This window comes from Kribbella sp. VKM Ac-2566 (assembly GCF_004366005.1).
Classification (GTDB): Bacteria; Actinomycetota; Actinomycetes; order Propionibacteriales; family Kribbellaceae; genus Kribbella; species Kribbella pratensis.
Map to the genome: position 1 here is coordinate 159,820 of NZ_SODT01000002.1, position 24,252 is coordinate 184,071.

Annotated in this window: 24 protein-coding genes; 12 read left to right on the plus strand and 12 right to left on the minus strand. The window is 69.0% G+C overall.

Going from position 1 to position 24,252, the window contains the following annotated elements; translation table 11 throughout:
• The first annotated feature begins 93 nt into the window (after positions 1-93).
• The 5 genes from EV647_RS02285 to EV647_RS02305 all read left to right on the plus strand — a co-directional run bounded on the left by EV647_RS02285 (position 94) and on the right by EV647_RS02305 (position 4,953).
• Positions 94-960, plus strand: a complete 867-nt coding sequence (locus tag EV647_RS02285) for a phosphotransferase (protein WP_202876010.1) — start codon at positions 94-96, stop codon at positions 958-960.
• A 105-nt stretch (positions 961-1,065) separates the two neighbouring features.
• Entirely contained in the window at positions 1,066-1,668 is a 603-nt protein-coding gene (locus EV647_RS02290; protein ID WP_133997623.1) for a TetR/AcrR family transcriptional regulator, read from the plus strand.
• 2 nt (positions 1,669-1,670) lie between these two features.
• Positions 1,671-2,567 (plus strand): ABC transporter ATP-binding protein, encoded by an 897-nt coding sequence (locus EV647_RS02295; protein WP_133997626.1) that lies wholly within the window; start codon positions 1,671-1,673, stop codon positions 2,565-2,567.
• Positions 2,564-4,150, plus strand: coding sequence for an ABC transporter permease (locus EV647_RS02300; RefSeq protein WP_133997629.1), 1,587 nt, complete (start codon positions 2,564-2,566; stop codon positions 4,148-4,150). The genes EV647_RS02295 and EV647_RS02300 overlap by 4 nt, the downstream gene beginning before the upstream one ends.
• Before the next feature lie 38 nt (positions 4,151-4,188).
• Positions 4,189-4,953 (plus strand): DUF899 family protein, encoded by a 765-nt coding sequence (locus EV647_RS02305; protein ID WP_133997632.1) that lies wholly within the window; start codon positions 4,189-4,191, stop codon positions 4,951-4,953.
• On the opposite strand, the gene EV647_RS02310 is transcribed toward EV647_RS02305, so the two are convergent.
• Positions 4,925-5,692 (minus strand): DUF1206 domain-containing protein, encoded by a 768-nt coding sequence (locus tag EV647_RS02310; protein WP_238176979.1) that lies wholly within the window; start codon positions 5,690-5,692, stop codon positions 4,925-4,927. The two genes, EV647_RS02305 and EV647_RS02310, sit on opposite strands and share 29 nt — an antisense overlap.
• Positions 5,693-5,735: 43 nt before the next feature.
• A complete protein-coding gene (locus tag EV647_RS02315; protein ID WP_133997635.1) occupies positions 5,736-6,731 on the minus strand; it encodes a stage II sporulation protein M in 996 nt (331 codons plus the stop codon).
• Positions 6,732-6,812: 81 nt separating this feature from the next.
• Here EV647_RS02315 and EV647_RS43475 point away from each other — a divergent pair, with 81 nt between their 5' ends.
• Positions 6,813-7,811, plus strand: a complete 999-nt coding sequence (locus tag EV647_RS43475; protein WP_305016636.1) for an RDD family protein — start codon at positions 6,813-6,815, stop codon at positions 7,809-7,811.
• Between the two features lie 72 nt (positions 7,812-7,883).
• Here EV647_RS43475 and ahcY read toward each other — a convergent pair whose 3' ends face one another.
• Positions 7,884-9,320 carry an adenosylhomocysteinase gene (gene ahcY, locus EV647_RS02325; RefSeq protein ID WP_133790292.1) on the minus strand — a complete coding sequence of 479 codons (1,437 nt, stop codon included), beginning with the start codon at positions 9,318-9,320 and terminating at the stop codon, positions 7,884-7,886.
• Between the two features lie 109 nt (positions 9,321-9,429).
• On the opposite strand from ahcY, the gene EV647_RS02330 reads away from it, so the two are divergent.
• On the plus strand, positions 9,430-9,789 hold the full coding sequence (locus EV647_RS02330) for a MerR family transcriptional regulator (RefSeq protein WP_130382469.1): 360 nt from the start codon (positions 9,430-9,432) through the stop codon (positions 9,787-9,789).
• Here EV647_RS02330 and EV647_RS02335 read toward each other — a convergent pair.
• Entirely contained in the window at positions 9,786-11,168 is a 1,383-nt protein-coding gene (locus EV647_RS02335) for an MFS transporter (RefSeq protein WP_133997638.1), read from the minus strand. The genes EV647_RS02330 and EV647_RS02335 overlap by 4 nt on opposite strands.
• Positions 11,169-11,256: 88 nt before the next feature.
• Here EV647_RS02335 and EV647_RS02340 point away from each other — a divergent pair, with 88 nt between their 5' ends.
• Positions 11,257-11,895: a TetR/AcrR family transcriptional regulator gene (locus EV647_RS02340; RefSeq protein WP_202876011.1), complete on the plus strand. Its 639-nt coding sequence runs from the start codon at positions 11,257-11,259 to the stop codon at positions 11,893-11,895.
• Here the strand turns inward: EV647_RS02340 and EV647_RS02345 are convergent.
• From EV647_RS02345 to EV647_RS02365, 5 genes are read right to left on the minus strand one after another with little or no spacing between them, the layout of a single operon-like run.
• Positions 11,892-12,851: a cation diffusion facilitator family transporter gene (locus EV647_RS02345; RefSeq protein ID WP_133997644.1), complete on the minus strand. Its 960-nt coding sequence runs from the start codon at positions 12,849-12,851 to the stop codon at positions 11,892-11,894. The two genes, EV647_RS02340 and EV647_RS02345, sit on opposite strands and share 4 nt — an antisense overlap.
• Positions 12,852-12,879: 28 nt before the next feature.
• Positions 12,880-14,046, minus strand: coding sequence for a mannose-6-phosphate isomerase, class I (gene manA, locus EV647_RS02350; RefSeq protein WP_133997648.1), 1,167 nt, complete (start codon positions 14,044-14,046; stop codon positions 12,880-12,882).
• A complete protein-coding gene (locus tag EV647_RS02355) occupies positions 14,040-15,116 on the minus strand; it encodes an SIS domain-containing protein (protein ID WP_133997652.1) in 1,077 nt (358 codons plus the stop codon). Before EV647_RS02355 ends, manA begins: the two co-directional genes overlap by 7 nt.
• A gap of 10 nt (positions 15,117-15,126) precedes the next feature.
• On the minus strand, positions 15,127-15,330 hold the full coding sequence (locus EV647_RS02360) for a Trm112 family protein (RefSeq protein WP_133790278.1): 204 nt from the start codon (positions 15,328-15,330) through the stop codon (positions 15,127-15,129).
• A complete protein-coding gene (locus EV647_RS02365; protein ID WP_133997655.1) occupies positions 15,331-16,716 on the minus strand; it encodes a phosphomannomutase/phosphoglucomutase in 1,386 nt (461 codons plus the stop codon). It lies immediately after the preceding gene.
• A 170-nt stretch (positions 16,717-16,886) separates the two neighbouring features.
• Here EV647_RS02365 and EV647_RS02370 point away from each other — a divergent pair, with 170 nt between their 5' ends.
• The 3 genes from EV647_RS02370 to EV647_RS02380 are packed head-to-tail and all read left to right on the plus strand — an operon-like array spanning position 16,887 to position 21,471.
• Positions 16,887-19,991, plus strand: a complete 3,105-nt coding sequence (locus tag EV647_RS02370; RefSeq protein ID WP_133997658.1) for an FtsX-like permease family protein — start codon at positions 16,887-16,889, stop codon at positions 19,989-19,991.
• Positions 19,988-20,827, plus strand: a complete 840-nt coding sequence (locus EV647_RS02375; RefSeq protein ID WP_133997661.1) for an ABC transporter ATP-binding protein — start codon at positions 19,988-19,990, stop codon at positions 20,825-20,827. Before EV647_RS02370 ends, EV647_RS02375 begins: the two co-directional genes overlap by 4 nt.
• On the plus strand, positions 20,824-21,471 hold the full coding sequence (locus tag EV647_RS02380; protein ID WP_133997664.1) for an ABC transporter ATP-binding protein: 648 nt from the start codon (positions 20,824-20,826) through the stop codon (positions 21,469-21,471). The genes EV647_RS02375 and EV647_RS02380 overlap by 4 nt, the downstream gene beginning before the upstream one ends.
• Before the next feature lie 4 nt (positions 21,472-21,475).
• Here the strand turns inward: EV647_RS02380 and EV647_RS02385 are convergent, their stop codons facing one another.
• The 3 genes from EV647_RS02385 to EV647_RS02395 all read right to left on the minus strand — a co-directional run bounded on the left by EV647_RS02385 (position 21,476) and on the right by EV647_RS02395 (position 23,837).
• Positions 21,476-22,231: a ThuA domain-containing protein gene (locus EV647_RS02385; protein ID WP_133997667.1), complete on the minus strand. Its 756-nt coding sequence runs from the start codon at positions 22,229-22,231 to the stop codon at positions 21,476-21,478.
• The gene (locus EV647_RS02390) at positions 22,224-23,306 is read right to left on the minus strand and encodes a Gfo/Idh/MocA family protein (protein WP_238176980.1); all 1,083 of its coding nucleotides are present in this window, start codon (positions 23,304-23,306) and stop codon (positions 22,224-22,226) included. The genes EV647_RS02385 and EV647_RS02390 overlap by 8 nt, the downstream gene beginning before the upstream one ends.
• A gap of 84 nt (positions 23,307-23,390) precedes the next feature.
• Positions 23,391-23,837 carry a metallopeptidase family protein gene (locus tag EV647_RS02395; protein ID WP_238176981.1) on the minus strand — a complete coding sequence of 149 codons (447 nt, stop codon included), beginning with the start codon at positions 23,835-23,837 and terminating at the stop codon, positions 23,391-23,393.
• Positions 23,838-23,868: 31 nt separating this feature from the next.
• Here EV647_RS02395 and EV647_RS02400 point away from each other — a divergent pair, with 31 nt between their 5' ends.
• Entirely contained in the window at positions 23,869-24,252 is a 384-nt protein-coding gene (locus EV647_RS02400; protein WP_130382495.1) for a DUF3499 domain-containing protein, read from the plus strand.

Below are 24,252 nucleotides of genomic sequence, written 5' to 3' on the forward strand. Positions count from 1 at the left end.
CGAAGCTTTGTCACACCGAAGTAACCTTCTTACCGGCCAGGCCCGGCAAATCCAGGGGACAGAACAAGCTCGCGACGGTAGCCTCACCACGTCATGGAGATGCCTGAGGTCACCCGTGCGATCGCGGCTGCGACGTCCATTGCCGGATCGCTCGGCCTGACTGCGAACGACGCGATCGTCCTCCACAACTCGAACAAGCTGGCGTTGCGGCTGACGCCGTGCGACGTTTTCGCCCGGGTCGCCCCGGTGGGGCAAGAGGTCGCACAGTTCGAGGTCGAGCTCGCACAACGCCTCGCCGAAGTCGGATCCCCGGTGGCCGCCTTGGAGCCTCGGGTGGATCCGCTTGTGTACACGCGCGACGGCTTCGCGGTGACGCTGTGGACCTACTACGAGCCCGCGGCACCTCACGTCTCACCAGTCGACTACGCCAATGCGCTGGAGCAGCTGCACGTCGGCATGCGCAAGGTCGAGATGGCGAGTCCACACTTCTCGGATCGAATCACCGAGGCGGAGAAGATCGTCGCCGACCCGAGCCTCTCCCCGGAGCTCCCCGACGCGGACCGCACGTTCCTCAGCAGCAGGCTACGAAGCGTACGTCGGGCGATCGACGAGCGTGGCGCCGAGGAGCAGCTGCTCCACGGCGAGCCGCATCCAGGCAACGTGCTCAGCACGACGTACGGCGCGTTGTTCATCGACCTCGAGACGTGCTGCCGTGGACCCGTCGAGTTGGATCTCGCCCACGTACCCGAGGCGGTCTGCGCGCAGTACCCAGGCGTCGACCAAGAACTGCTGGACGACTGCCGGCAACTCGTTCTTGCGATGGTCGCAGCGTGGCGCTGGGACGTCGGCGACCAATTCCCGAACGGGCGGCGCTGGGGAAACGACTTCCTCCGCGTCCTGCGCGAGGGCCCTCCCTGGCCAACCCTCGACACGATGGCCGGCCGACTGGACGGTCAGTAGAAACCCCACCCACCACTTCCTGTCTCCACCGACCGGGGACACCCATGGGCTTGACTACACGATCGTGTAGTAGTTTGCTTTTGTGTGTAGGGAGAGGAGTTGGGAATGGAGCGCCCGGCGGATGACTTGACGGCTCGGGCCCGGATTCGGGATGCGGCGATCCGGTTGTTCGGGGAGCGGGGGATCGAGGGAGCCTCGATCCGGGACATCGCGGCCGAGGCGGGGGTGTCGTCGGGGCTGGTGCGGCATCACTTCGGCTCGAAGGAGTCGTTGCGCGAGGCGTGTGACCGCTATGCGAAGGAGCGGATGCTCCAGATCGGCGCCGAGCTCACCCAGGACCACGACCTCAGCGGGCTCGATCCGCTGGCGCTGCACCCGGTCGCGTTCCCGCTGCAGCTCTACATCGTGCGTTCGATGATGGACGGTTCGGAGACCGCGACCGCGCTCTTCCTCGAGGGTGTCGACGCGGTCGAGGAGTGGACCACCAGCTACGGGATCAACCCCAAGGACCGGCGCGGGTACGCCGCCGCGCTGGCCGCGATCAAGCTCAGCGTGTTCGTGTTCCGCGACCAGGTCTCGAAGGCGCTCGGCGAGGACATCACCACAGCGGCGGGTTACAACCGGATCGGCCAAGCCTTGATGGAGGTCTTCACGATCCCGCTGCTCACCCAGGAACAAGTCGACAACATGCGGAATCAGGAGAAGTGATCATGCCGGCTGCGATCAGCACGGAAGGTCTGGTCAAGTCGTTCGGACGGACCTATGCCCTGGACGGTCTCGACCTCGCGGTGCGAACCGGTGAGGTGCACGGGTTCCTCGGCCCGAACGGCGCGGGGAAGACCACCACCATTCGCATCCTGCTCGGAATGACCCGGGCGGACGAGGGTACGGCGCGGGTCCTGGACGGCGACCCGTGGTCAGACGCGACCGAGCTGCACCGGCGGCTCGCGTACGTGCCGGGTGACGTGACGCTGTGGCCGAACCTGTCCGGCGGCGAGGCGATCGACCTGCTCGGCCGGATGCGCGGCGGTGTGGACAAGAAGCGCAAGGCCGAGCTGCTCGAGCGTTTCGACCTCGATCCGCGGAAGAAGGCGCGCGCCTACTCGAAGGGCAACCGGCAGAAGGTCGCGCTGGTCGCCGCGTTCGCGTCCGATGTCGAACTGCTGCTGCTCGACGAGCCGACGAGTGGGCTGGATCCGTTGATGGAGGAGGTCTTCCGCGAGGTCGTGCAGGAGATCAGCGACCGCGAAGGCCGGACCGTGTTGCTGTCCAGCCACATCCTGTCCGAGGTCGAGGCGCTGTGTGATCGCGTCACGATCATCCGGGCCGGCCGCGCCGTCGAGAGCGGCACGCTGAACGAGCTGCGCCACCTCACCCGTACGTCGATCCAGGCCGAGCTGGTCGGCCCGATGGACGGTCTGGCGCAGCTGAACGGCGTCCACGATCTGCAGGTCGACGACGGCCGCGTCCGCTTCGACGTCGACACGGACGAGATCAACCCGGTACTGCGGCGTTTGACCGAGATCGGCGTACGGAGTCTCGTCAGCCAGCCGCCGTCGCTGGAGGAACTGTTCCTGCGGCTGTACGAACCCGAGGCCGTGAAATGAAGTCGCTGGCGGGTACCGGCGGCCTGATCCGGCTGATCCTGCGCCGCGACCGCGTCGTACTGCCGCTGTGGATCGTACTGCTCGTGGCGATCTCGGTGAGCTACGTGCAGGAGTACGGCGACCTGTTCCCGACACCGGAGTCGCGGGTCAAGTACGCGGGCAACGCCGGCTTCATCACCCTGTACGGCGAACTTTCCGGGCCGAGCCTTGGCGAGTTCGTCACCTGGCGACTCGGCTTCGTGCCGGTGATGATCGGTCTGATCAGCCTGCTCACGGTCATCCGGCACACCCGCGTCGAGGAGGAGTCCGGGCGGCGTGAGTTGCTTGGGGCAACTGTCGTCGGGCGGCATGCGCAGCTCGCGGCAGCCCTCACCACGGTCCTCGGTGCGAACCTCGTGCTCGCCGTACTGCTTGCCCTCGGCATGCACAGTCAGGACCTGCCACTGTCCGGGTCGGTTGCCATCGGCCTCGTCTATGCGGGCACCGGGTGGTTCTTCGCGGCGGTTGGTGCGGTCGCGGCGCAGTTGACTGCGAGCGCTGGTACTGCGCGTGGGATCGCGATCGGTGTGCTCGGAGGGGCTTATGTACTGCGGGCCGCTGGGGACACCAGCGCGCATACGGATGGCCCGCTCGCGTGGTTGTCCTACGTGTCGCCGATCGGTTGGGCGCAGCGGATCCACCCATATGCCCAGAACCGCTGGTGGTTGGCGGTCGTCCTACTGGCGGTCACCGTTCTGCTGGTGGCTGTTGCGGTGAGTCTCGCTGTGCGGCGGGATGTGGGGGCCGGGATTCTGGCGGATCGGCTCGGTCCTGCGGATGGCACGCTCGGGTCGCCGCTCGGGTTGGCGTGGCGTCTGCACCGTGGACTGCTCGCCGCGTGGACGGTCGGATTCGCCTTGCTGGGCTTGCTTTTCGGCGGGGTCGCCGAGGGCGTCGGCGACATGATGCGCGACGACCCGGGCATCCAGGAGATGTTCCAGCGGCTGGGCGGCGCGGCCGGGTTGATCGACTCGTTCCTGGCCGGCGTGATGACGCTCGTCGGCCTGATCGCCTCGGCGTACGCCGTCCAGGCGACGTTGCGGATGCGGGTCGAGGAGAGCAGCGGGCGCGTCGAGCCGGTCCTGGCGACTGCGACCAGTCGCTGGCAATGGGCCGCGAGCCATCTTGTGTTCAGCCTGCTGGGTCCGGCTGTCGCGCTGCTCGCCGCCGGCGTGGCCGAAGGGCTTGCGTACGGCGTGGCGGTCGGTGATGTGGGTGGACAGTTGCCGCGACTGATCGGTGCGGCGCTCGCGCAGTTGCCGGCCGTCTGGGTACTGGCCGCGATCGCGGTCGCGATCATCGGGTTCTTCCCGCAGGCCTCGATGGCGTCCTGGGCCGGACCGACGGTGTGCATCCTGATCGGCCTGGTGAGCGCCGGCGTCAGCACCGCCGACTGGATCCGCGACATCTCGCCGTTCACCCATCTTCCGTCACTACCGGGCGGCTCGGTGTCGGCCGGTCCGTTCCTCGTCCTGCTCGCGATCGCGCTCCTCGTCGGCGTCGCCGGCCTGGTCGGGCTTCGTCGACGGGATCTGCCGGCGTAGCGTGTCGAGAGTCGGCGGCCGGCTCCGACGTACCCGATATGAGACGAGCCATTGCCGACACAACTGCCCTTCCGCCGGTCGTCGACCGGGAGACGTTCGACGCGGGACTCCAGGCACTGAGGGCCCGCGAGAAGGCACACACCCGCGAGGGCGATGCGATCGCCGCGGAACGCAGGCGGCTGCCGATGGTCGAGGTCGATGCGAGCGTCACGGTGACCGGTCCGGACGGGCCGGTCACCCTGCTCGACGCGTTCGACGGCCGTAAGCAGCTGCTCGCGTACTACTACATGTGGCACACAGGTCACCCAGCCGCGGAGCAGTGCCAGGGGTGCACGTGGTGCACCGGGCAGGTCCAGGAGATCTCGTACCTGCACTCACGGGACATCACCTTCGCAGTCTTCTGCCAAGGCCCGTACGCCGAGAGCCGTGCGTACCGCGACTTCATGGGCTGGACCATGCCGTGGTACTCCGCTCTCGGCTCGCTGGACCAACTGCTGACCGGACGCAACATCGGACAGATGTACCTCATCTCGTACGTGCGCCAGGCCGACCGCGTCTACGAGACGTACTGGACGACCATGCGTGGCGTCGAGGTGATGGACAACAACTACGCGCTGATGGACCTGACGGTCTACGGGCGGCAGGAGCCGTACGAAGACTCTCCGGACGGCTGGCCGCAGCAGTGGGCCACCGAGGAGCCCAAGCTCCCGAAGACCATCCACGGCCGTCCGATCGCCCAGTGGTCGCGGATCGAGGCCGGCCGCGACGACGATCTCAGCGGCGGGCGTTCCGGGACCAGCTGAAGCAGTAGACGCCGAAGGCTGCGATGCCGGCCGCCAGTACGGTCAGCAGGACCGGGCCGGACGGTTGGTCCTTGATCGTGTGCAGCGCCGTGTCGAGACCGCCGGCCTTCTGCGGGTCGTAGTCGATCGCCGCCCAGCCGAACAGCACACCGACCACGACGAACGCGATCCCCTTCGCGAAGTACCCGATCCGGCCCAGCAGGACGGTCACCTCCGAGACACCGCCGACCAGGTCCTCGGTGAACTTCTTCGTAATCGCCTTGTACCCCTGATAGCAGCCGATCCCGATGATCGCGACCCCGACGGCGACGATCAGGACCCGGCCCCCGCCGTGCGCCATCAGCCGGGCGGAAACCGTACGCTCCTGGCCGCTGCTCGAACTGCCGGAGCCGACAGCGACCTTCACCGCGCTCACACCGAGCACGAGGTAGACGATCGCGCGGCCCACCGAGGACACCTTCTTGTGCAGGTCCAGATATCCCCACCCGAGCTCCAGAACCCGCCACACGACCAGTGCGAACAGTCCGATCGCGACGATCCACAACAGCACACCGCCCAGTGGTTTGCCGGCCAGCTCCCGCAGAGCGCCCTGCTGCGAGGCCTCCTGCGACGATTTGCCGAAGGCGAGTTGCAGGGCGATCCAGGCGACCAGCAGGTGTACGACGCCGTACGCGACCAGGCCGGTCGTGATCGCCATGCCATACGTCTTGCTGTAGCGGACTTCTTGGGCGTTGTTCACGCTCTGACCGGTGCCCAGTGCAGAAACGGTCGGGCAGAAACGGTCAGGTGGAGACGGGCGCGGTGGCCTCGCGGTCCGATTCGTCGATGTCGCCGTACTCGCCCTGGCGGTGAGCTCGACGGCCGAGGGTCCAGACGTAGGTGAAGAACGCCAGCTCGGCGAGGATGCCGATGGTGATGCGGACCGGGCCGGGCAGGAACGGTGTGACGAACGCTTCGATCAGCCCGGTGACGAGGAGGACCGCGGCGAGGCCGATCGCCATACCGACGGTGGCGCGGCCGGTCTGCGCGACGGACTGCATGCGGGTACGTGGCCCCGGTACGACCCAGGACCAGCCGAGACGCAGGCCGGCCGCGGTCGCGACGAACACCGTGGTCAGCTCGAGGAGACCGTGCGGGGTGATCAGGCTGAAGAACAGACCGCCCTTGTCGTGGCTGATCATCAGCCCAGCGCTGAGGCCGAGGTTGAGCGCGTTGTCCCAGAGGATGAAGACGGACGGAATCAGCAGGATGCCGAGTGCCAGTACGGCGGCACTGATCGTGGCGTTGTTGATCCAGACACGGAGTGCGAAGTCCTGTGCGGGGTTCTCCGAGTAGTACGACTCGAAGTCGTGCTCGACGAGCTGCTTGATCTGGTCCGGCGTACCGATCGAGTCCACCACCTCCGGGTGCGCCAGCACCCGCCACGCGGTCCAGGCCGCGACCAGGTAGAAGAGCAGACCGATGGTGACCCACCAGCGTCTGGACGCGTAGAGCGCGGCCGGGAAGCTGACCAGGAAGTACTTCGAGATGTCACGCCAGACGGGTGCCTGCGCACCTGTCACGGCACCTCGCGCGTCGGCGATCAGCCCGGACAGGCGACCGATCGACACCGGATCCGCTCCGGCTGCTCGCAGCGCGGCCAGGTGGGTGCCGACGCGCTGGTAGAGCACTACGAGCTCTTCGGCCTCCGCACCGGACAGGCGGCGCTGGCGACGGGTCAGGTAGGCCAGGCGGTCCCACTGCGGCTGGTGCACCGAGACAAACGCTTCTACGTCCACCGCCACACCTCCTCCACCCGACTGGTGGCAGACTAACCGGACCGAGTGTCTACCGTGTCTACAGGGGGAGGGGGCGGCGAAGTGTCTCAGCTGGTCACCGGCGAAGCGGTTGTCCTCCAGGTGCGGATCGCCCGGATGCCGACGCGGGCCCTGGCGTGTGCGATCGACATGGCGCTACAGGGCATCGTGCTGACCGTACTGCTCGCGTTGCTGGCCGGGTTCCTGTTCGGGAGCGAGTCCAGTGAGGCGTTGGCGGTGGCGCTGATCTTCATCGTCGTACTGCTCGTGGTGGTCGGCTATCGGGTCGTGATGGAGACGCTCACCCGGGGGCGGACGCTGGGCAAGATGGTGCTCGGGCTGAAGGTGGTGCGCGACGACGGCAGCTCGATCCGGTTCCGGCACGCGCTGGTGCGGACGCTGATGTGGTTCTTCGTCGACTTCGCGCCGTGGTTCGCGGCCTGCCCGGGAATCGTGGCGAGCCTGATGAACAAGCAGGGCAAGCGGATCGGGGACATGGTCGCCGGTACGGTCGTCATTCGCGAACGGCACCAGTCGATGGCGTCACCGCCGCTGTTCGTCCCCGGCCACCTGGTCCAGTGGGCGCAATCGCTCGAACTGTCCCGGCTGTCCGACGAACTCGCCAACGCGGCCCGCGACTACCTGTCCCGGTACGCCGAGCTCCTGCCCGGCGCACAACACGCCCTCGGCGAGGCACTGGCCGCCCGCGTAGCCGCGGTCATCGCCCCCGCACCGCCGACCCAGATCATCGCGCCCGCCTACCTCTCCGCCGTACTCGCCGAACGCCGCCGCCGCGAACTCAACCGCCTCTCCACTCAACGCCCCACCCCAACCGGCCCCTTCGCCCCCAACCCGTACGCCGCCCCAGCCGCCCCCGCTCCGTCGTACGCAGTACCCGCCGGCCCGTTCGCCCCGCCCAGCCCGTACGGCGTCCTCCCGCCACCCCCACCCACCGCGGGCCCGTTCGCCCCGCCCGCCCCACCGTCAGCAACCCGCCCCGCGACGGTGAACGCCCAAGGCTGGGCCGCCCCAGGCAGCAACGAGTCAGGTCGGTGGTCCTGAACGCAAGCAAAACCCCCTCCAAACGGCCATTTCCGACCGTTGGGAGGGGGTTTTGTCTGCGTAGCGGTCCGCTCAGTAGCGGTAAGCCTCAGCCTTGTACGGCCCCTCGACCGGAACGCCGAGGTACGCCGCCTGCTCCTTGGTCAGCTCGGTGAGCTTGACGCCGAGGGCGTCGAGGTGGAGCCGGGCGACCATCTCGTCGAGGTGCTTCGGCAGCACGTACACGTCGGTCGGGTACTCCGCGGTCCGCACGAACAGCTCGATCTGCGCCAGCACCTGGTTGGTGAACGAGTTCGACATCACGAACGACGGGTGCCCGGTGGCGTTGCCCAGGTTCAGCAGCCGGCCCTCGGACAGGACGATGATCGTGTGGCCGTCCGGGAACCGGAACTCGTCGACCTGCGGCTTGATGTTGACCCGCTCGACGCCCGGCGTCTTGTACAGCCCGGCCATGTCGATCTCGTTGTCGAAGTGGCCGATGTTGCCGACGATCGCCTGGTGCTTCATCGCGGCCATGTGGTCGGCGGTGATGACGTCCTTGTTGCCGGTGGTGGTGACGAAGATGTCGGCGATCCCGACCACGTCGTCCACCGTCGTCACCTGGTATCCGTCCATCGCCGCCTGCAGCGCGCAGATCGGGTCGATCTCGGTGACGATGACCCGGGCGCCCTGGCCACGCAGGGACTCGGCGCAGCCCTTGCCGACGTCGCCGTACCCGCAGACGACCGCGACCTTGCCGCCGATCAGTACGTCGGTGGCGCGGTTGATGCCGTCGATCAGCGAGTGCCGGCAGCCGTACTTGTTGTCGAACTTCGACTTGGTCACCGAGTCGTTGACGTTGATCGCCGGGAACAGCAGCGCGCCGGCCTTGTGCATCTCGTACAGCCGGTGCACGCCGGTGGTGGTCTCCTCGGTGACACCCTTGATGCCCTGGCCGATGGTCGTCCACAGCTGCGGGTCCTCCTGCAGCGTGCGGGTCAGCAGCTTCAGGACGACGCCGTACTCCTCGGAGTCAGCGGTCGACGGGTCCGGTACGGCGCCCGCCTTCTCGAACTCGGTGCCCTTGTGCACGAGCATCGTGGCGTCACCGCCGTCGTCGAGGATCATGTTCGGGCCGTCACCGCCCGGCCACTTCAGCGCCTGCTCGGTGCACCACCAGTACTCCTCCAGCGTCTCGCCCTTCCAGGCGAACACGGGCACGCCGGCGGGGTTCTCGGCGGAACCGTCCGGGCCGACGACGACCGCGGCGGCGGCGTGGTCCTGCGTGGAGAAGATGTTGCACGAGACCCAGCGCACCTCGGCACCGAGCGCGGTCAGCGTCTCGATCAGCACCGCGGTCTGGATCGTCATGTGCAGCGAGCCCATGATCCGCGCGCCGGCCAGCGGCTTGCTCTCGCCGTACTGCGCGCGCATCGCCATCAGGCCGGGCATCTCGTGCTCGGCCAGCCGGATCTCCTTGCGCCCGAACTCGGCCAGGCCGAGGTCCGCCACCTTGTAGTCGAAGGTCATGCCGCTCCCCTGAAGACAGTGATTGATTCGTGCTGAGCCTAGAGGGCCGAGCCACGCGGTTTGATCGCTCCAGGCGCATTTTTGACACCGAAATGTCAGGATTGATGCTATGCGCATCACCGAGGCCGCTCGCCAACTGGGTACCACTCCGCGCATGCTGCGCTACCGGGAGGCACTGGGGCTGCTCCCCCGTTCCCGTTCCGAACACACGGCGCAGCGCCAGTACGACGAACGCGACCTGGCCGCCGTCCAGCTCGCGCTCGACCTCGAACGCCGGTACGACGTGACGCCGGCCGCGCTCGCCTTCGCACTGAGAGCGCTCGCCGAACCGTCCGTGGCCGCGGACATCCGCAATCTCGGGTACCGCACCGGGCGTCTCACCGCCCCACCCACCCAGGCCCAGATCGACCGCGACCGCGCACTCAGATGGCTGGGTCGTTCCGGCGTACTGCCCCCGAAACCGCGTTAACTGCAGACCGTTGCGGATTTGCGAAGCCGCAGGGCGAACAGCAACGTCAAGACGATCCCCGCACCGATCACGAACACGGTGGTACGGATCCCCTCCGCGGCCGCCGTACGCAGCTCTTCACCGACGAGTCCAGATGTGTGCGCGTTTGCTACCAGCACCAGTACGGCGAGCCCCACCGACGCACCGATCCCCGAGCTGGTCGACACCAGGCCCGACGCGACCCCCTGCTTCCGGTCGGGCACCCCGGTGGCCGCGGCGATGAACATCATCGTGAACACCGCGCCGTCCCCGATACTCACCAGCACGAGGCCCGGGACGAGCACGACGTACGACCCATCGGCCGACAGGCCGAGCCCCAGGACCACCGCTCCGGCAGCTCCGACCGCCAGCGCAGTGAGCAACGTACGGCGCAACCCGAAACGAGTTACCGCCTGCCCGGCGATCGTCGACCCGGCCACGACCACTGCGGTGGGGAGCAGAAATCCCAAACCGGTCTGCAACGGGTCGTACCCACGCACGTCCTGGAAGTAGAGGGACAGGAAGTACAGCAGCGACCCGAACGTCGCCATGAACAGGAACGCGATCACCAGCGCCACGACAAGGACCCGGTTCCTCAGCAGGTTCGGTGGAACCAGTGGATCCGGACTGCGCCGTTCGATCCCGACGAAGGCCACCAGCAGGACAACTGCGATCACAGAGATCCCGACGAGGATGCTCCAGTCGAGCGCCGGACCTTGCACCAGCGCGAACACCAGCAAGGTGACCGCGCCGGTCGCCGTCAACGCCCCTGGCAGGTCGAACAACCGACGGACCTCCGGACGCCCGCCATCCAGCAGCGGCACAGCGAGGAGCAGCGCTACACCGACCAAAGGCAGGTTGACGAAGAACACCGCCTCCCAACCGAACATCCGGGTCAGTGCACCACCGAGCAGTACGCCGATCACCAGACCAGCCGCCCCTGACCCACCCCAGATGCCAAGTGCGCGGTTCCGGTCGCGGCCCTCCACGAACATGGTGTTGATGATCGCCAGCGTGCTCGGGAACACCAGTGCGCCACCGAGTCCCTGAACCGCCCGCGCGGTCAACTGCCAGGCCGGTCCGGTCGCCAGACCACCGGCCAGCGACGCAACGCCGTACAGCGCAAGGCCGGTCATCAGCATCCGCCTCCGCCCGAGCACATCGGCAGCGCGGCCGCCGAACAGCAGGAAGCCGCTCGAGGCGATCGCGTAGGCGCTGATCACCGACTGCAGAGTGTGCGCGGAGTATCTGAGCTCGCGCCCGATCTCCGGGAGTGCGACGACGACGATGTACTGATCCAGCGACACGATCAGCATCGCGAACGACAACAGCGCGAGCGCCGCGGACTTCCTCCGGTCCATGACTCCTCCTCAGGGATAATCCGAACTGTACGGAACAGTTCAGATGAACTCAACCGTTCAGTTCAGATATTTGCTAGACTCCTGGATCGTGGCGAAGTCAGCTCCGCGGGAGCTCACCGGTGACCGGGCGGCGCGCAAACGGGAGGCGATCATCCCGGCCGCGCGGGCCGCGTTCGTCCGGGACGGGTTCGACGCCTCGGTGGACTCGATCGCGGCCGAGGCAGGCGTGTCGAAGGTGACCGTCTACAACCACTACGGCACCAAGGAAACGCTGTTCACGGCCGTCATCGGCGACGCGCTCGAGGGTGCGCTGGCCGAGGTCATCGCCGGTACGGCGCAGCGCCTGGCGGAGCCCGACGACCTCCGCGCCGCGCTCAAGTGGACCGCGCGCGCCTGGGTCGCCAGCATGACCCAGCCCGACATGCTGGCGCTACGCCAGCTCGTCACCAGCGAGGTGCGGCGCTTCCCCGAGCTCGGCACCGCCTGGCGCGAGCACGGGCCGGACCGAGCCCGCCCCACTCTCGCGGCGGCCTTCGAGCGCCTGATCGCGGCCGGCCGTCTGACCATGCCCGACGTGGACACCGCGATCCTCCAGCTGTACGCACTGGTCCTCTACCCGCACCTGGTCCACAGCACGTACGGCGCCACCCTCGACGAGCACACCACCGGCAAACTCATCGACACCGGCGTCGAGATGTTCCTGCAGTACTACGCGTACCGCGACTAGTGCGAGGGGGCCTCGGGTACGGCGGGGCGCTCGTCGGGGACGTGGTTCTCGACGTAGACGTCGGGCTCGAGGTAGATGTGTTGGCTCATCGGCTCGGCCTCGCGGATGGCGCGTTCGGCCGCGTCGATGATCCCGGCGACGACGGCCGCGTCGGTGGTCGGCTCGACGCCGAGCTTCGCGGCGACCAGGACCTCCTCGGGACCGAGGTGCAGGGTCTTGATGTGGATCAGCCGCTGCACACCCGGGGTGTTCTCGATCGCGGCGACGATCTTCTGCTGCGCCTCGCGGGTCGCGGACTCGCCCAGCAGCAGCGACTTCATCTCGATCGCCAGGAAGATCGCCACGGCGACCAGCAGCGCACCGATCGCCATCGAACCCAGGCCGTCGAACACACCGTTGCCGGTGGCAAGCGTCAGCGCGACGCCGATCAGCGCCAGCACCAGACCGGTGAGCGCCGCGAAGTCCTCCAGCAGGATGACCGGCAGCTCGGGCGCCCGGGCGTTCCGGACGAACCGCACCCAGGGCACCTGCCCGCGCACCTTGTTCGCCTCGACGATCGCGGTCCGGAACGACAGGCTCTCCATCACGATCGCGACCACCAGCACCGCGACCGGAACCCACTTCCAGTTGTCGATGCCGTGCGGGTCGTGCACCTTGTGGTAGCCCTCGTACAGCGCGAACAGACCACCCACGCTGAACAGCACGATCGACACGATGAACGAGTAGACGTACCGCTCCCGGCCGAACCCGAACTGGTGCAGCTCGTCGGCCGCCCGCTTGGCCCGCTGACCGCCGACCAGCAGCAGCACCTGGTTGCCCGCGTCGGCGAGCGAGTGGATCGCCTCGGCCAGCATCGACGCCGACTGGGTCAGCGCCCAGGCGGCGAACTTGGTGACCGCGATCCCCGTGTTCGCCAGCAAAGCCGCGACAACGGCCTTGTTTCCGCCACCAGCCATGGTTGTTCAGGTCCTCCGTCGAGTGAAATCAGCGTGCGGACACGACGAACGCCGTGCCGGAACCACGCAGGGTACAGGGTCCTTCGGTTCCCGAGGCGAACGCCGACTGCCCTGCGGACAACTTCACAGCAGATTCTTTGCCGACAGCATCGACCGTCCCGTCGACGCAACAGACGATCCGCGGTCCGGCGCCGTCCAGCGTGCGCTCGCCGGACGCCAGATCGACACGGTGCACAGCAAAGTACTCACAACCTGTCTCGTACGTCGCGACGCCGTCGCCGACCGTGGTCGCGGTGAGCACCGGATCGACGAGCGGCGAGAAGTCCACCACCGAAGCCAGCTCGGGTACGTCGACGTGCTTGCTCGTCAGCCCACCGCGCAGCACGTTGTCCGAGTTCGCCATCACCTCGAAGCCGAGCCCCCGCAGGTACGCGTGCACGTTCCCGGCCGGCAGGTACACCGCGTCGAACCGCTGCAGCCGCACCCGGTTCAGCAGCAGGGCCGCGAGTACGCCGGGATCGTCCGGGAAATCCGCGCACAGCCGCGAGATCGTCTCGCGCTCCAACGCGAACGCGTCACCGGTGTAGGTGTCGATCGCGAACCCCAGCGCGGCGACCAGCGGACGGATCGCGTCCCGGTCCCGGCTCATGAAATCGGTGAACGCCTCGCGCAGCTTGCCGTTCCGCAGCAGGTCCGTCAGGTCGCCGAATCCGGCGGGTCCGAGGGCGTCCAGCAGCGCGACCGTGCTCTCCAGCGGCCGGAAACCGACCAGCGCGTCGAACGGCTCGAGCGCGATCAGGATCTCCGGCTTCGGCCAGGCGTCCTTGTAGTTCCGGTCCGCGGCGTCCCGGGGGATCCCGTCCGCCTCGTCGCGCGCGTAGCCGTCGATCGCCTGGTCCCGGGACGGATGCGCCTGGATCGACAACGGCTGCGCGGCCGCGAGCAGCTTCGCGAGGAACGGGAACCGGCCGTCGAACCGCTCGGCCGTCTCCGCGCCCAGCACCGCGGCCGGATCCGCGGACACCACGTCGTACAAGGTGTCGCCGTTCGGCAGCACCGACGGGGCGGACTCGTGTGCGCCCATCCACATCTCTGCTTGCGGCTCGCCGGTCGGCTGCACCCCGAGGAGCTCGGGGAGGGCGGTCGGCGAACCCCACGCGTAGTCGCGGATCGTGTTCTGGAGCGGGACTACCACGCCGGGTCCTCCGAGGGGTTGCGTGGCTCGACCGGGTCGTCCACGGTCGCCATGCCGTACCGGCCGAGGCCGATCCCGAGGTACGCCGCGGCGTACCGGCCCTGCTGGGTCAGAGCGGCGTACCGGGCGACGTCCGTGCCATTGGCCTGCCTGATCGTGTGCACGCGGACGTCGTGTGCCTCGGCCTTGTACTCCAGCTTGCGACGGGTGTCGGCGATGCCGGCCTCGTCGACACCGTCGTCCAGGATGATCAGCGCTGGGCGTAGCTCTTCCGGCTTGTCGAACGGGTCGGCGAACAGGTCCCGCGGCGGCTGGTTGAGCACTGGCAGGAGATGGCCTGCGTCAGCAGCCAGCGCCGGCCGTCCGCTGGCCAGCCGCAGCGCCTCGACGACACGGCGGGCAGCACGCGCAGCCAGGACAGAGCCACCCCAGACCAGCGGCAGCGCGTCCGCCAGCACCAGAGCGAGCTCCTTCGCCGGGTTGGACGACACGTCGTTGTTGGGCGAGCATTCGATCGCAACGTCGTCCAGCAACGCCGCAACGGACTTGTGGTCGACCTCCGGGCCCAGCTCCATCTGGTGCAGCGCCTGCAGTACGGCGACTGCGGCAGCCAACTGGTCGTCCGACTGGGACGGCAGCCGGATCGCATGCCGGAGACCGGCCGAGGCGATTGCCACGGGTGAGTCCTCCGGCGCAGCCACCATCAGCCCGCACCCACGCCGTACCGCTTCGCCCGCGGCGGACACTGCCTCCGTGTCCTCGGCAGCACCACCGAGGACTATCACCAGGTCCAGCGGACCGGCCCACCCGGGTAGCCCCGGTCCTGGCCAGGCGAGGAACGGAACCGGGCAGACCGGCTCCAGTACCGCCCGGACCAGCCGGGCGTCCCGACCGGCGGCGACCACGGCCCGCGGCCGGAAGCCGTCGGACTCCAGCTTGGTCAGCACGTCCTCGGACGCTTCGAGCTCGGCCCGGATCCGCGCACCGGCCATCGCCAGCCGGCGCAGCAGGTGGTCCGCCGCCTGGAGTGCGGCCGGGTCGTCCAGCCGGGTGTCGTCGAAGACGCTCATCAGCTCGGTGTCAGCTCTCTGTCGCGGTGGTTTCCCTGGTGTCCCGGGCCTCGTCGATCAGCAGCACCGGGATATCGTCACGCACCGGGTACGCCAGCCCGCAGGCGGCGTTGGTGCAGATCAGCTCGTTCGCCTCGTCGTCCACGCGGAACTCCGAGCGGCACTTCGGGCAGACCAGGATGCTCAGCAGGTCCGGGTCCAGATTGACTGCCATTCAGTTCTCCTCCACCGATGCGCCGGTGATCAGGGCCAGTACTTCGTCGCGGACGCGTTCCATCTCCGGCCGGTCCGCTGCCTCGACGTTCAGCCGCAGCAACGGCTCCGTGTTCGACGCACGGACGTTGAACCACCACTGTCCCGCCGACACGGTCAACCCGTCCAGATGGTCGACGGTCACGCCGTCGACGCCAGAATATGTGTCTTCGATCGCCGCGACGGTCGCCGCCGCGTCCTCGACCTTGTTGTTGATCTCACCGGACGCGACGTACCGCTCGTACTCGGCGAACAGCTCGCTGGCCGGCTTGTCCTGCTCACCCAGTGCGGCGAGGACGTGCAGTGCGGCCAGCATGCCGGTGTCGGCGCGCCAGAAGTCGCGGAAGTAGTAGTGCGCCGAGTGCTCTCCGCCGAACACCGCATCGGTCTCGGCCATCTTCTGCTTGATGTTGGAGTGGCCGACCCGCGTTCGCACCGCCGTACCGCCATGCTCGGCGATCAGCTCCGGCACAGCCTTGGAGGTGATCAGGTTGTGCAGGATGGTCGAGCCGGGGTGCTTGGCCAGCTCCCGGACCGCGACCGCACCGGTGATCGCGCTCGGCGAGATCGGGTCGCCCTTCTCGTCCACCACGAAGCAGCGGTCCGCGTCGCCGTCGAAGGCGAGGCCGAGGTCGGCGCCGGTCTCGCGGACCTTGGCCTGCAGGTCGACCAGGTTCTTCGGGTCGAGCGGGTTGGCCTCGTGGTTCGGGAAGCTGCCGTCGAGCTCGAAGTACAGCGGGACGATCGTCACCGGCCCCTCGGCGAACACCGCCGGGACGGTGTGGCCGCCCATACCGTTGCCGGCGTCGACGACCACTGTGAGCGGGCGGATGCCGCTGAGGTCCACCAGATTGTGCAGGTGGTCGGCGTACGCCGTCAGCAGGTCCTTGTGCGTGATGTGACCGCTGGTGGACCCGGCCGACGGCCCCTCGGTCAGGGCCTTCGCGACCAGGTCGGCGATGTCGCGCAGCCCCGAGTCGGCGCCCACCGGAGCAGCGCCCGCGCGGCACATCTTGATGCCGTTGTACTGCGCCGGGTTGTGGCTGGCGGTGAACATCGCGCCGGGCAGGTCGAGCCGCCCGGACGCGAAGTACAACTGGTCGGTGGAGGCCAGGCCGATGTCGATCACGTCCGCGCCGGTGCTGGCCACGCCCTCGGCGAACGCGGCTGCCAGCGCCGGGCTGGACGGCCGCATGTCGTACCCGACGACGACCGCGCCGGGCCCGCCGAGCACGTCCAGGACCTCGACGAACGCAGCCCCCGTCGCCCGGGCCACCGACTCGTCCAACTGGTCCGGCACAACCCCCCGGACGTCATAAGCCTTGAAGATCCCCGCAACATCAACCATGCACGGACCCTATCCGGCCCATCGGAAAAGCCGAATCTCAGCCTCGATCCGGCGGCTCCAGGCAACAACTGGGCATCGTTGTCAGCAGGCGTCCTGACGTTGCCCCTCTGGTTTCGTATGTTCGGTCCTTGGTCACCGAGCGGCGTGGCCTGGCGGCTGGGGGGTGGCCAATGACGTTCTTGCGGCAGGCTCTGCGCTACCGCAGGTCCCAAGGCCTGGTCCTCGGCGGGATCAGCCTGTTGATCGGCACGTGCGCGGCGTTCGCGCCCTGGTTCGCCCGGGCGGTCGAACAGACCGTCACGACCGAGGCCTTGACGCACCAGTGGAACTCCGCGGCCTGGCAGCTCAAGACGACGCCGTCGACCGCCGTCGGCGGACCGGCCGAGTCGGCCCCGCCGGAGGACCTCGCCCAGTTCGTCCCGGCGGACCTGGAGCAGCTGTTCACCCCACCGGTCTACGGACGGACCGCCGTAGTGATCTGGGGTCGCGGCAACGAGAGACCGACCGTCCAAGGCCGGGTGGTGTGGCGGGACGGCTACTGCGCCCGCCTCGAACTGACCGCCGGCCGGTGCCCCCGCGGCCCCGGTGAGGTCGCCGCATTGACAGCGGACGCGAAGAACTTCGGCCTGGCGGTCGGGACGACGCTCAGGGCCCAGACCGCCAGCGACCCCGAGCGCAGCCCGCTCCGCGTGGTCGGGATCTACCAGGCGGACGCCGAAGCCACCTACTGGTTCGGCCGCAGACCGATCGGGAACTCGCGGCCGGCCAGCGACTCCCAGCCCCCGTTGGGCGACTTCCTGCTCGCCGAACGTGGCACCCTCTCCGCGGGCAACTGGGACGCCTACTCGACGCTGGACACCCGCCCGCAGCCGGGAAGCGTGCGAGTCGACGACCTGGACCGGATCCGGCAGGTGACCGATCAACTCGAAGCCCAGATCGCCGAACGCGGCGTCGACGCACAGAACAGCTCAGGACTGATCGGGGTCGTCGACGGCATCCAGGCGGAGCGACGGCAGGCCAGGACGATCATCCCCCTGGTGATGGTGCAGGTGGCTCTGTTCGGAGTGGTCGTGCTGGCGCTGGCGCTGGCCACGGTGGTCGACCAGCGCCGACCGGAACTGGCGGTCTCGCGACTGCGCGGGTCGGGCATCGGCGCGACCGGCCGGACGCTGGCCGTCGAGCTGAGCGTCCCCGTGCTGCTCGGTACATTGCTCGGCGGGGCGGCCGGTTTCGCGATGCTCCTCGCCGTACGAGCGGCCTGGCTGGACGGACTGGCACCGCTGGAGGTGCCGTGGACGGTTCCGGCAGCGGTCGCTCTGGCGGCTCTGGTCGGGCTGGCGGTTGTGGCGCTGTCGGTTCGCACGGTCGTCCGTCGGCCGATCTCCGGCCTGCTCCGGCGGATTCCGCTCCGCGGACGCCACCGCACGATCGGCCTGATCGATCTCACCGTCATCGTCGTCGCGTCGGCCGGGCTGGTGACCGGACTGACCAGTGGTGGACGAGGCCCGCTCCCCATCCTGACCCCCACCTTGCTCGCTCTGGCAGCGGGACTCGCCCTCGCACACCTCCTCCTGCCGGTCGCGGGGCTGGTCAGCCGGCAGGCGCTGCGCAGCGGGCGGCTCGGTCTCGCGCTCGGCGCTCTGCAGGTAGCCCGGCGCCCGGCCGTGACGCGACTCGTCGCCGTGGTCGCCGTCGCGACCGGCCTGGCCTCGTTCGCCGGTCAGGCGGCGTCGGTCGGCGATCGCAACCGGGACACCAGGGCCGGCTACGAGACCGGCGCCGAGGCGGTCCTCGCGATCGGCTCCACCAACCTCGGCGTCTTCACCGCGGCAGCCGACAAGGTCGATCCGGACCGGCGGTGGCTGACCCCCGTCGTGCTCACCAGTCCGCCGTCCGCGGAGAGCCTGCGCGCCGTGCTGATCGAGTCGGACAGCTACCGGCGGATCGCCTTCAACGGCGATCGGCTCACCGATGCCGAGGGGTTCCGCAAGCTCCGGACACCCACCGAGCCGAAGCCGATCGAGCTGACCGGTCAGCGTCTGACGGTGACCGCCGAGGTCGGCGCGATCACGCCGTACGCGCTACCCGCCGGCGAAAACGTGATTCCTGTCCCCGAGGAGCCGGCCAAGTCGGTGATCCTGCAGGCGACGGTGGTCAACCAGCGCAGCGGCGGGCGCTATCTGGTGCGCTTCCCGCCGATCCCGCTGGGTCGCCGCGGTCCGGTCACGCTGAGTACGGCGCTCGGCTGCCTGCCGTCCTGTCAGCTGCTCCGGCTCGGGGTGTCCCGCGAAGTGGGCGACACTGCCGGTGTCAAAGGCGAGATCGCGATCAGCCGCCTGGCGACCGACACCCAGCAGTCGGTCCCACTGGGCCGGATGCAGGACTGGACGAACAGCTCGCAGGCGGGAGCCGACCAGGGCAGCATCGCGGCCAGGAACGGGCCTGACGGGCTGGCGCTCGACGTGACCAGCCTCGGCGGCGAGCTGAACCTCCAGTACGCCGCGGTCCCCACGCCGGTGCCGGCGCTGGTGAGCCCGGATGCCGTCGGCGAGGCTCTGACGGTGCCCGGCCTCGACGGGATCTCGATCCCGATCGCCAAGCTCGGCAACCCTCAGATCCCGGTGCCGCGCCACACCGACCGGGTCGCGGTCCTCGACCTGGAGACCGCCCGCCGGGTCGGCGGGGGCGTCGACCGCGCTTCGACGGAGTTCGAGCTCTGGCTCAACGCCGAGGGGCTCGCGAACGTCGGCAAGATCATGGACGGCCTGACCGCGGCCGGGGTCACTCCCACACTCGTCGACCGGCGGTCGGACCGGATCGACGGATACGGGCGCTCCGCCAGCGCACTCGCACTCCAGCTCACTCCGATCGTCGGAATCGCCAGCTGGGCCCTTGCGGTCATCGTGCTGCTGCTGATGGGCGTCAGCTCCTGGCGCTCCCGCGCCCAGGACTACGCGAGCCTGCGGATCAACGGCGTACCGGCGAGCACGACCGGTGGGGCCGCGCGCTGGGAACAGACCGGACCGGTCGCGCTGGCAGCGCTGCTCGGGTCGGCCTGCGGCATCATCGGCGCCCACATCGCGCTACCGATGTTCCCGCTCTTCGCGGAGACCTCCGAACCGTCGCCGATTCCGCTCGACCTGGCGATCAACTGGTCCGGAGCGGTGATCCTCTGGCTGGCCGGCACCGTCGTGCTGACGGCGACAACGCTCGTGCTGGGCACCAGCGTGAACCGGCGGGCGGGCTACGGCCGGATCCGGGAGGACCTGTCATGAGCGGACTGGCGATCAGTACCAGCGGCCTGGTCCACATCTACCGGAGCCAAGGCCACGACGTCGCTGCCTTGTCGGGTATCGGGATCACTGTGCGACCCGGTGAGTTCGTCGGTCTGCTCGGCCCGTCCGGCGCAGGCAAGTCCACACTGCTTCAGCTGTGCGGTGGTCTGCTGACGCCGAGCGCCGGGCGGCTGCAGATCGGCGAACACAACCTGACCACGATGACCGAGCCTGAGCTCGACCGGATGCGCGCCCGTGACGTCGGCATCGTGTTGCAGGGAGCCGGGCGCAACCTCATCCCCTACCTGTCCCCCGTGGACAACGTCCGTTACGCACAGCGCGCCGCGTCGCGCGATCGGTCCTTGCCGGCGCCCGAGGACGTACTCGACCTGGTCGGTCTGACCGACCACGCCCGTACTCCGCTGCCCTCGCTGACGCCTGGCCAGATCCAGCTCTGTGCGGTGGCAGTGGGGATCGCCACGTTCCCCGGCCTGCTGCTGGCCGACGAACCCACGAGCCAACTGGACCACCGGGCCCGGGACGAGGTCCTGGCCGCGATCTCGACCATCAACGCGAGCACCGGCATGACGGTGTTGCTGGTCACCCACGACCCCGACGTCGCCGCGGTGCTCCCCCGCACCGTCACCATCCGCGACGGGCGGATCGCGTCCGAGGGGCGCAGCGGCGAGGAGTTCGCGGTCGTCGCCACCGATGGATCGCTGCCGCTGCCGCCGCACGTCGCCGAGTTGCTGCCTCCCGGAACCCTGCTCCGCGTCACCACCACCGAGGCCGGCGACGTTCGCCTGAGCCCTGTACAGCAAGAAGGTCAGTCGTGATCACGGTCACCAACCTCACCGTCGCCTACGACGACCTGGTCGCGGTGGCGGACGTTTCCCTGCGGGTGCCGCCCGGCTTCGTTCTCGCGGTCAGCGGGCCGTCCGGGGCCGGCAAGAGCTCGCTGCTGTGGGCCGTCGCCGGAGCGGTCCGGCCGAGCTCCGGCCAGGTCGAGGTGGACGGTCTCACGATCAGCGACCGGCCGGCGGCCGCGGCTCACGGCGTCGTGCTGATCCCGCAGGGCAACGGCCTGGCCCGGGTACTGACTGCCCGGGAGAATCTCTGTCTGCCGCTGCTCGCCCAGCGCACCGACCCGGAAGCGGTCGATCGGCAGGTCGAGCAGGCACTGGCCGACGTCGGGCTCCAGGACAGTGGCGACCACCTGGTCGAGGAACTGTCCGGCGGCGAGCAGCAACGCGTCGCCGTCGCCCGTGGACTCGCCCAGCAGGGCCGCGTCATCCTCGCCGACGAGTCCACCAGCGAACTCGACGGCACGAACCGTGAACGAGTCCTCGACCTCCTCCGCCGCGAAGCCGGCCGCGGCGCCGCGGTGATCGTGGCTACCCACGACCTCAACGTCGCAGCCGGCGCCGACGGCCACGCCACCATGGACGAAGGCCACCTGACCTGGCAGCGGAAGCTCTGACAGGTCAGGCCTTCTCGAACCAGCCCGGGTTCTTGCGGTGGTGGACCGTCGGGAGCTGGCGGGGGCTGGTCGGTGCGGCCCACTTGGCGGCGTTGGCGATGATCTGCTGGACCTCGGGCTGGTGGTACGTCGGGTACTCCTGGTCGCCGGGGCGGAAGTAGAAGACCCGGCCCTGGCCGCGGCGGTAGCAGCAGCCGGAGCGGAACACCTCGCCGCCGGAGAACGAGCTGACGAACACCAGCTCGTCGGGCTGCGGGATGTCGAACAGCTCGCCGTACATCTCCTCGCGCTCGATCACCAGCGGGTGCGGGATGCCCTGTGCGATCGGGTGGCCGGCGGCGACCGTCCAGATCAGCTCGCGGTCGTTCTCGGCGCGCCAGTCGAGCGAGCACGTCGTACCCATCAGTTTGATGAAGATCTTGCTGAAGTGCGCGGAGTGCAGCGCGATCAGGCCCATCCCGGACAGCACGTGCTGCTGCACCCGGTCGACGATCGCGTCGTCGACATCACCGTGCGCGGCGTGCCCCCACCAGGTGAGTACGTCGGTGTCGGCGAGCACTTCCTCGGTCAGACCGTGCTCGTCCTGCTGCAGCCACGCCGTACGGACGACCACGTCCTGGCCGAGCTTGTCCCGCAGCGCCGCCGCGATCGTCTCGTGCATGGTGTCCGGGTAGACCTTGCGGACGGACTCGTCGCGGCCTTCGTGGACGTTCTCGCCCCAGACGGTGACGCGAATGGGTCCCTGATTTTGCTCAGTCATTGAGCACAACCTCTCGTCCCGCCTTCGCCGAGGCGTAGCAGGCGTCGATGATCTCGGTCCGCAGCAGCGCCTCGGACCCGTTCTGGCCTTCCCACTCACCGCTCTTGACGATCCGGACGAACTCCCGGACCACGGCGCGGTGGCCGAGCCCGGCGCCGGTCGCCGGCTTCACCTCGGCCGGTACGCCGCCGACGTCGGTGAAGATCCGCAGCGTGTCTTCGTTGGTGTAGTTCTGCACCTCGATCTTGGCGCCGCCGTCGGTGCCGAACAGCTCGATCCCGAAGTTGTCGCCCGGCGCCCGGAACGTCGCCCAGCTGGTCTCCAGCTGCAGCGCGCCGCCGCCCTTCAGCCGCAGGTACGCCGTCGCGAGGTCCTCCACCTCGAACGCCGATCCGAGCGTGTTCGCGTTCGGGTCCCGGCTGCCCTTGCCGCGCGGGCCGAGTTCGGCGAACGTGTCGGCCGACACCGTGCTCACCTGCGGCTCGCCCATCAGGTGCAGCGCCATGTCGAGGATGTGGACGCCGAGGTCGATCAGCGGCCCGCCGCCGGACAGCTCCCGGTTGGTGAACCAGCCGCCCATCCCGGGGATGCCGTTGCGGCGCATCCAGTGCGCCTTGGCGTAGTAGATGCGGCCGAGCTGGCCCTCGTCGATCTGGTGCTTGAGCGCCGCGACGTCACCGCGCTCGCGGTGGTTGAACACGACCTTCAGCACCCGGCCGGCCTGCTTCGAGGCCTCGACCATCGCGGTGCCCTCGGCCACGGTCCTGGCCAGCGGCTTCTCGGACAGGACGTGCAGCCCCTTCTGCAGGGCCGCCAGCGCGATCGGGGCGTGCAGCTGCGTCGGCGTACCGATGCTGACCGCCTCCAGCCCCGGGGTCTCGAGCAGGTCCTCCCACCTCTCGTACAGATGCGGTACGCCGTGCTTCTCGCCCAGGCTGGTCAGGATGTCCTTCTCCAGGCCCGCCAGGCCGATCACCTCGACGTCCGGAAGCTCGGAGAACGCCTCCAGCGCCGTCCGCCCGGCAAAGCCCAGTCCTACGACACCGACCCGCAGTTTTTGATCGTTCACAGACACGATCCTCTCCCGATGACAACGAAGGTCACAAACCTCGATCCACAGTACGGAACAGGTTCGAACACCGCTGGCAGGGGTGGCGTGTCAGTCGTCGTCGGTGTCGAACTCGGGGTCGATCTGTTCGGGGGACAGCGCCAGGACGTCGGCGAGCTCCAGGACGAGGGCGGAGCGGACCAGCCAGGACAGTCCGGCGCCGGAGCGTTCGGCGCGGAGCTCGATCGGGCGCCGGAAGACCACGATCCGGTACGGCTCGTGCGACGTACCGCCGGTGGCGTGCGTGAGCGGGATCTCGGTGGCGTCCAGGTCCAGGTTCGGCACGTCCTCGATGGCGAACTCGACCCGCGCGACCACCTGCGGCAGCCGCTTCTCCAGCCGCGTCACCTCGATCGCGACCACCTCGTCGAACTGCGCGGCGGCGGACCGCTGCAGCGGCAGACCACGCGGCGCGAACGTGCTCGGCCGGCTGATCGGGCCGAGCATGCCGCGCCCGTGGCGGTCGATGTGCCTGCGATGACGGCGAGCCTCGGTCACGCGCTCAGCCTAGTGGGCGTAATGTCTGGTCGTGAGCATCGCCAGGATCTGTTCGCGCGCCGGATGTCAGAAGCCTGCCGTATCGACGCTCACCTACGTCTACGCGGACTCGACCTGTGTCCTCGGTCCACTCGCGACGTACGCCGAGCCGCACTGCTACGACCTGTGCGCCGACCACGCCGACCGCCTCACCGCTCCGAACGGCTGGGAAGTCATCCGGCTCGCCCCGGACCCCGCAGCCGCCGGCCCGTCCTCCGACGACCTGGAGGCCCTGGCGAACGCGGTCCGCGAGGCAGCACGTCCGCTCCCCCGCCGGGAGCCTGGTGCCGGTACGCCGGGCGCCCCGGTCGAGGTAGCCCGCCGCGGCCACCTCCGCATGCTGCAAGACCCCGGCGCCAACACCAACGAGGGCTGA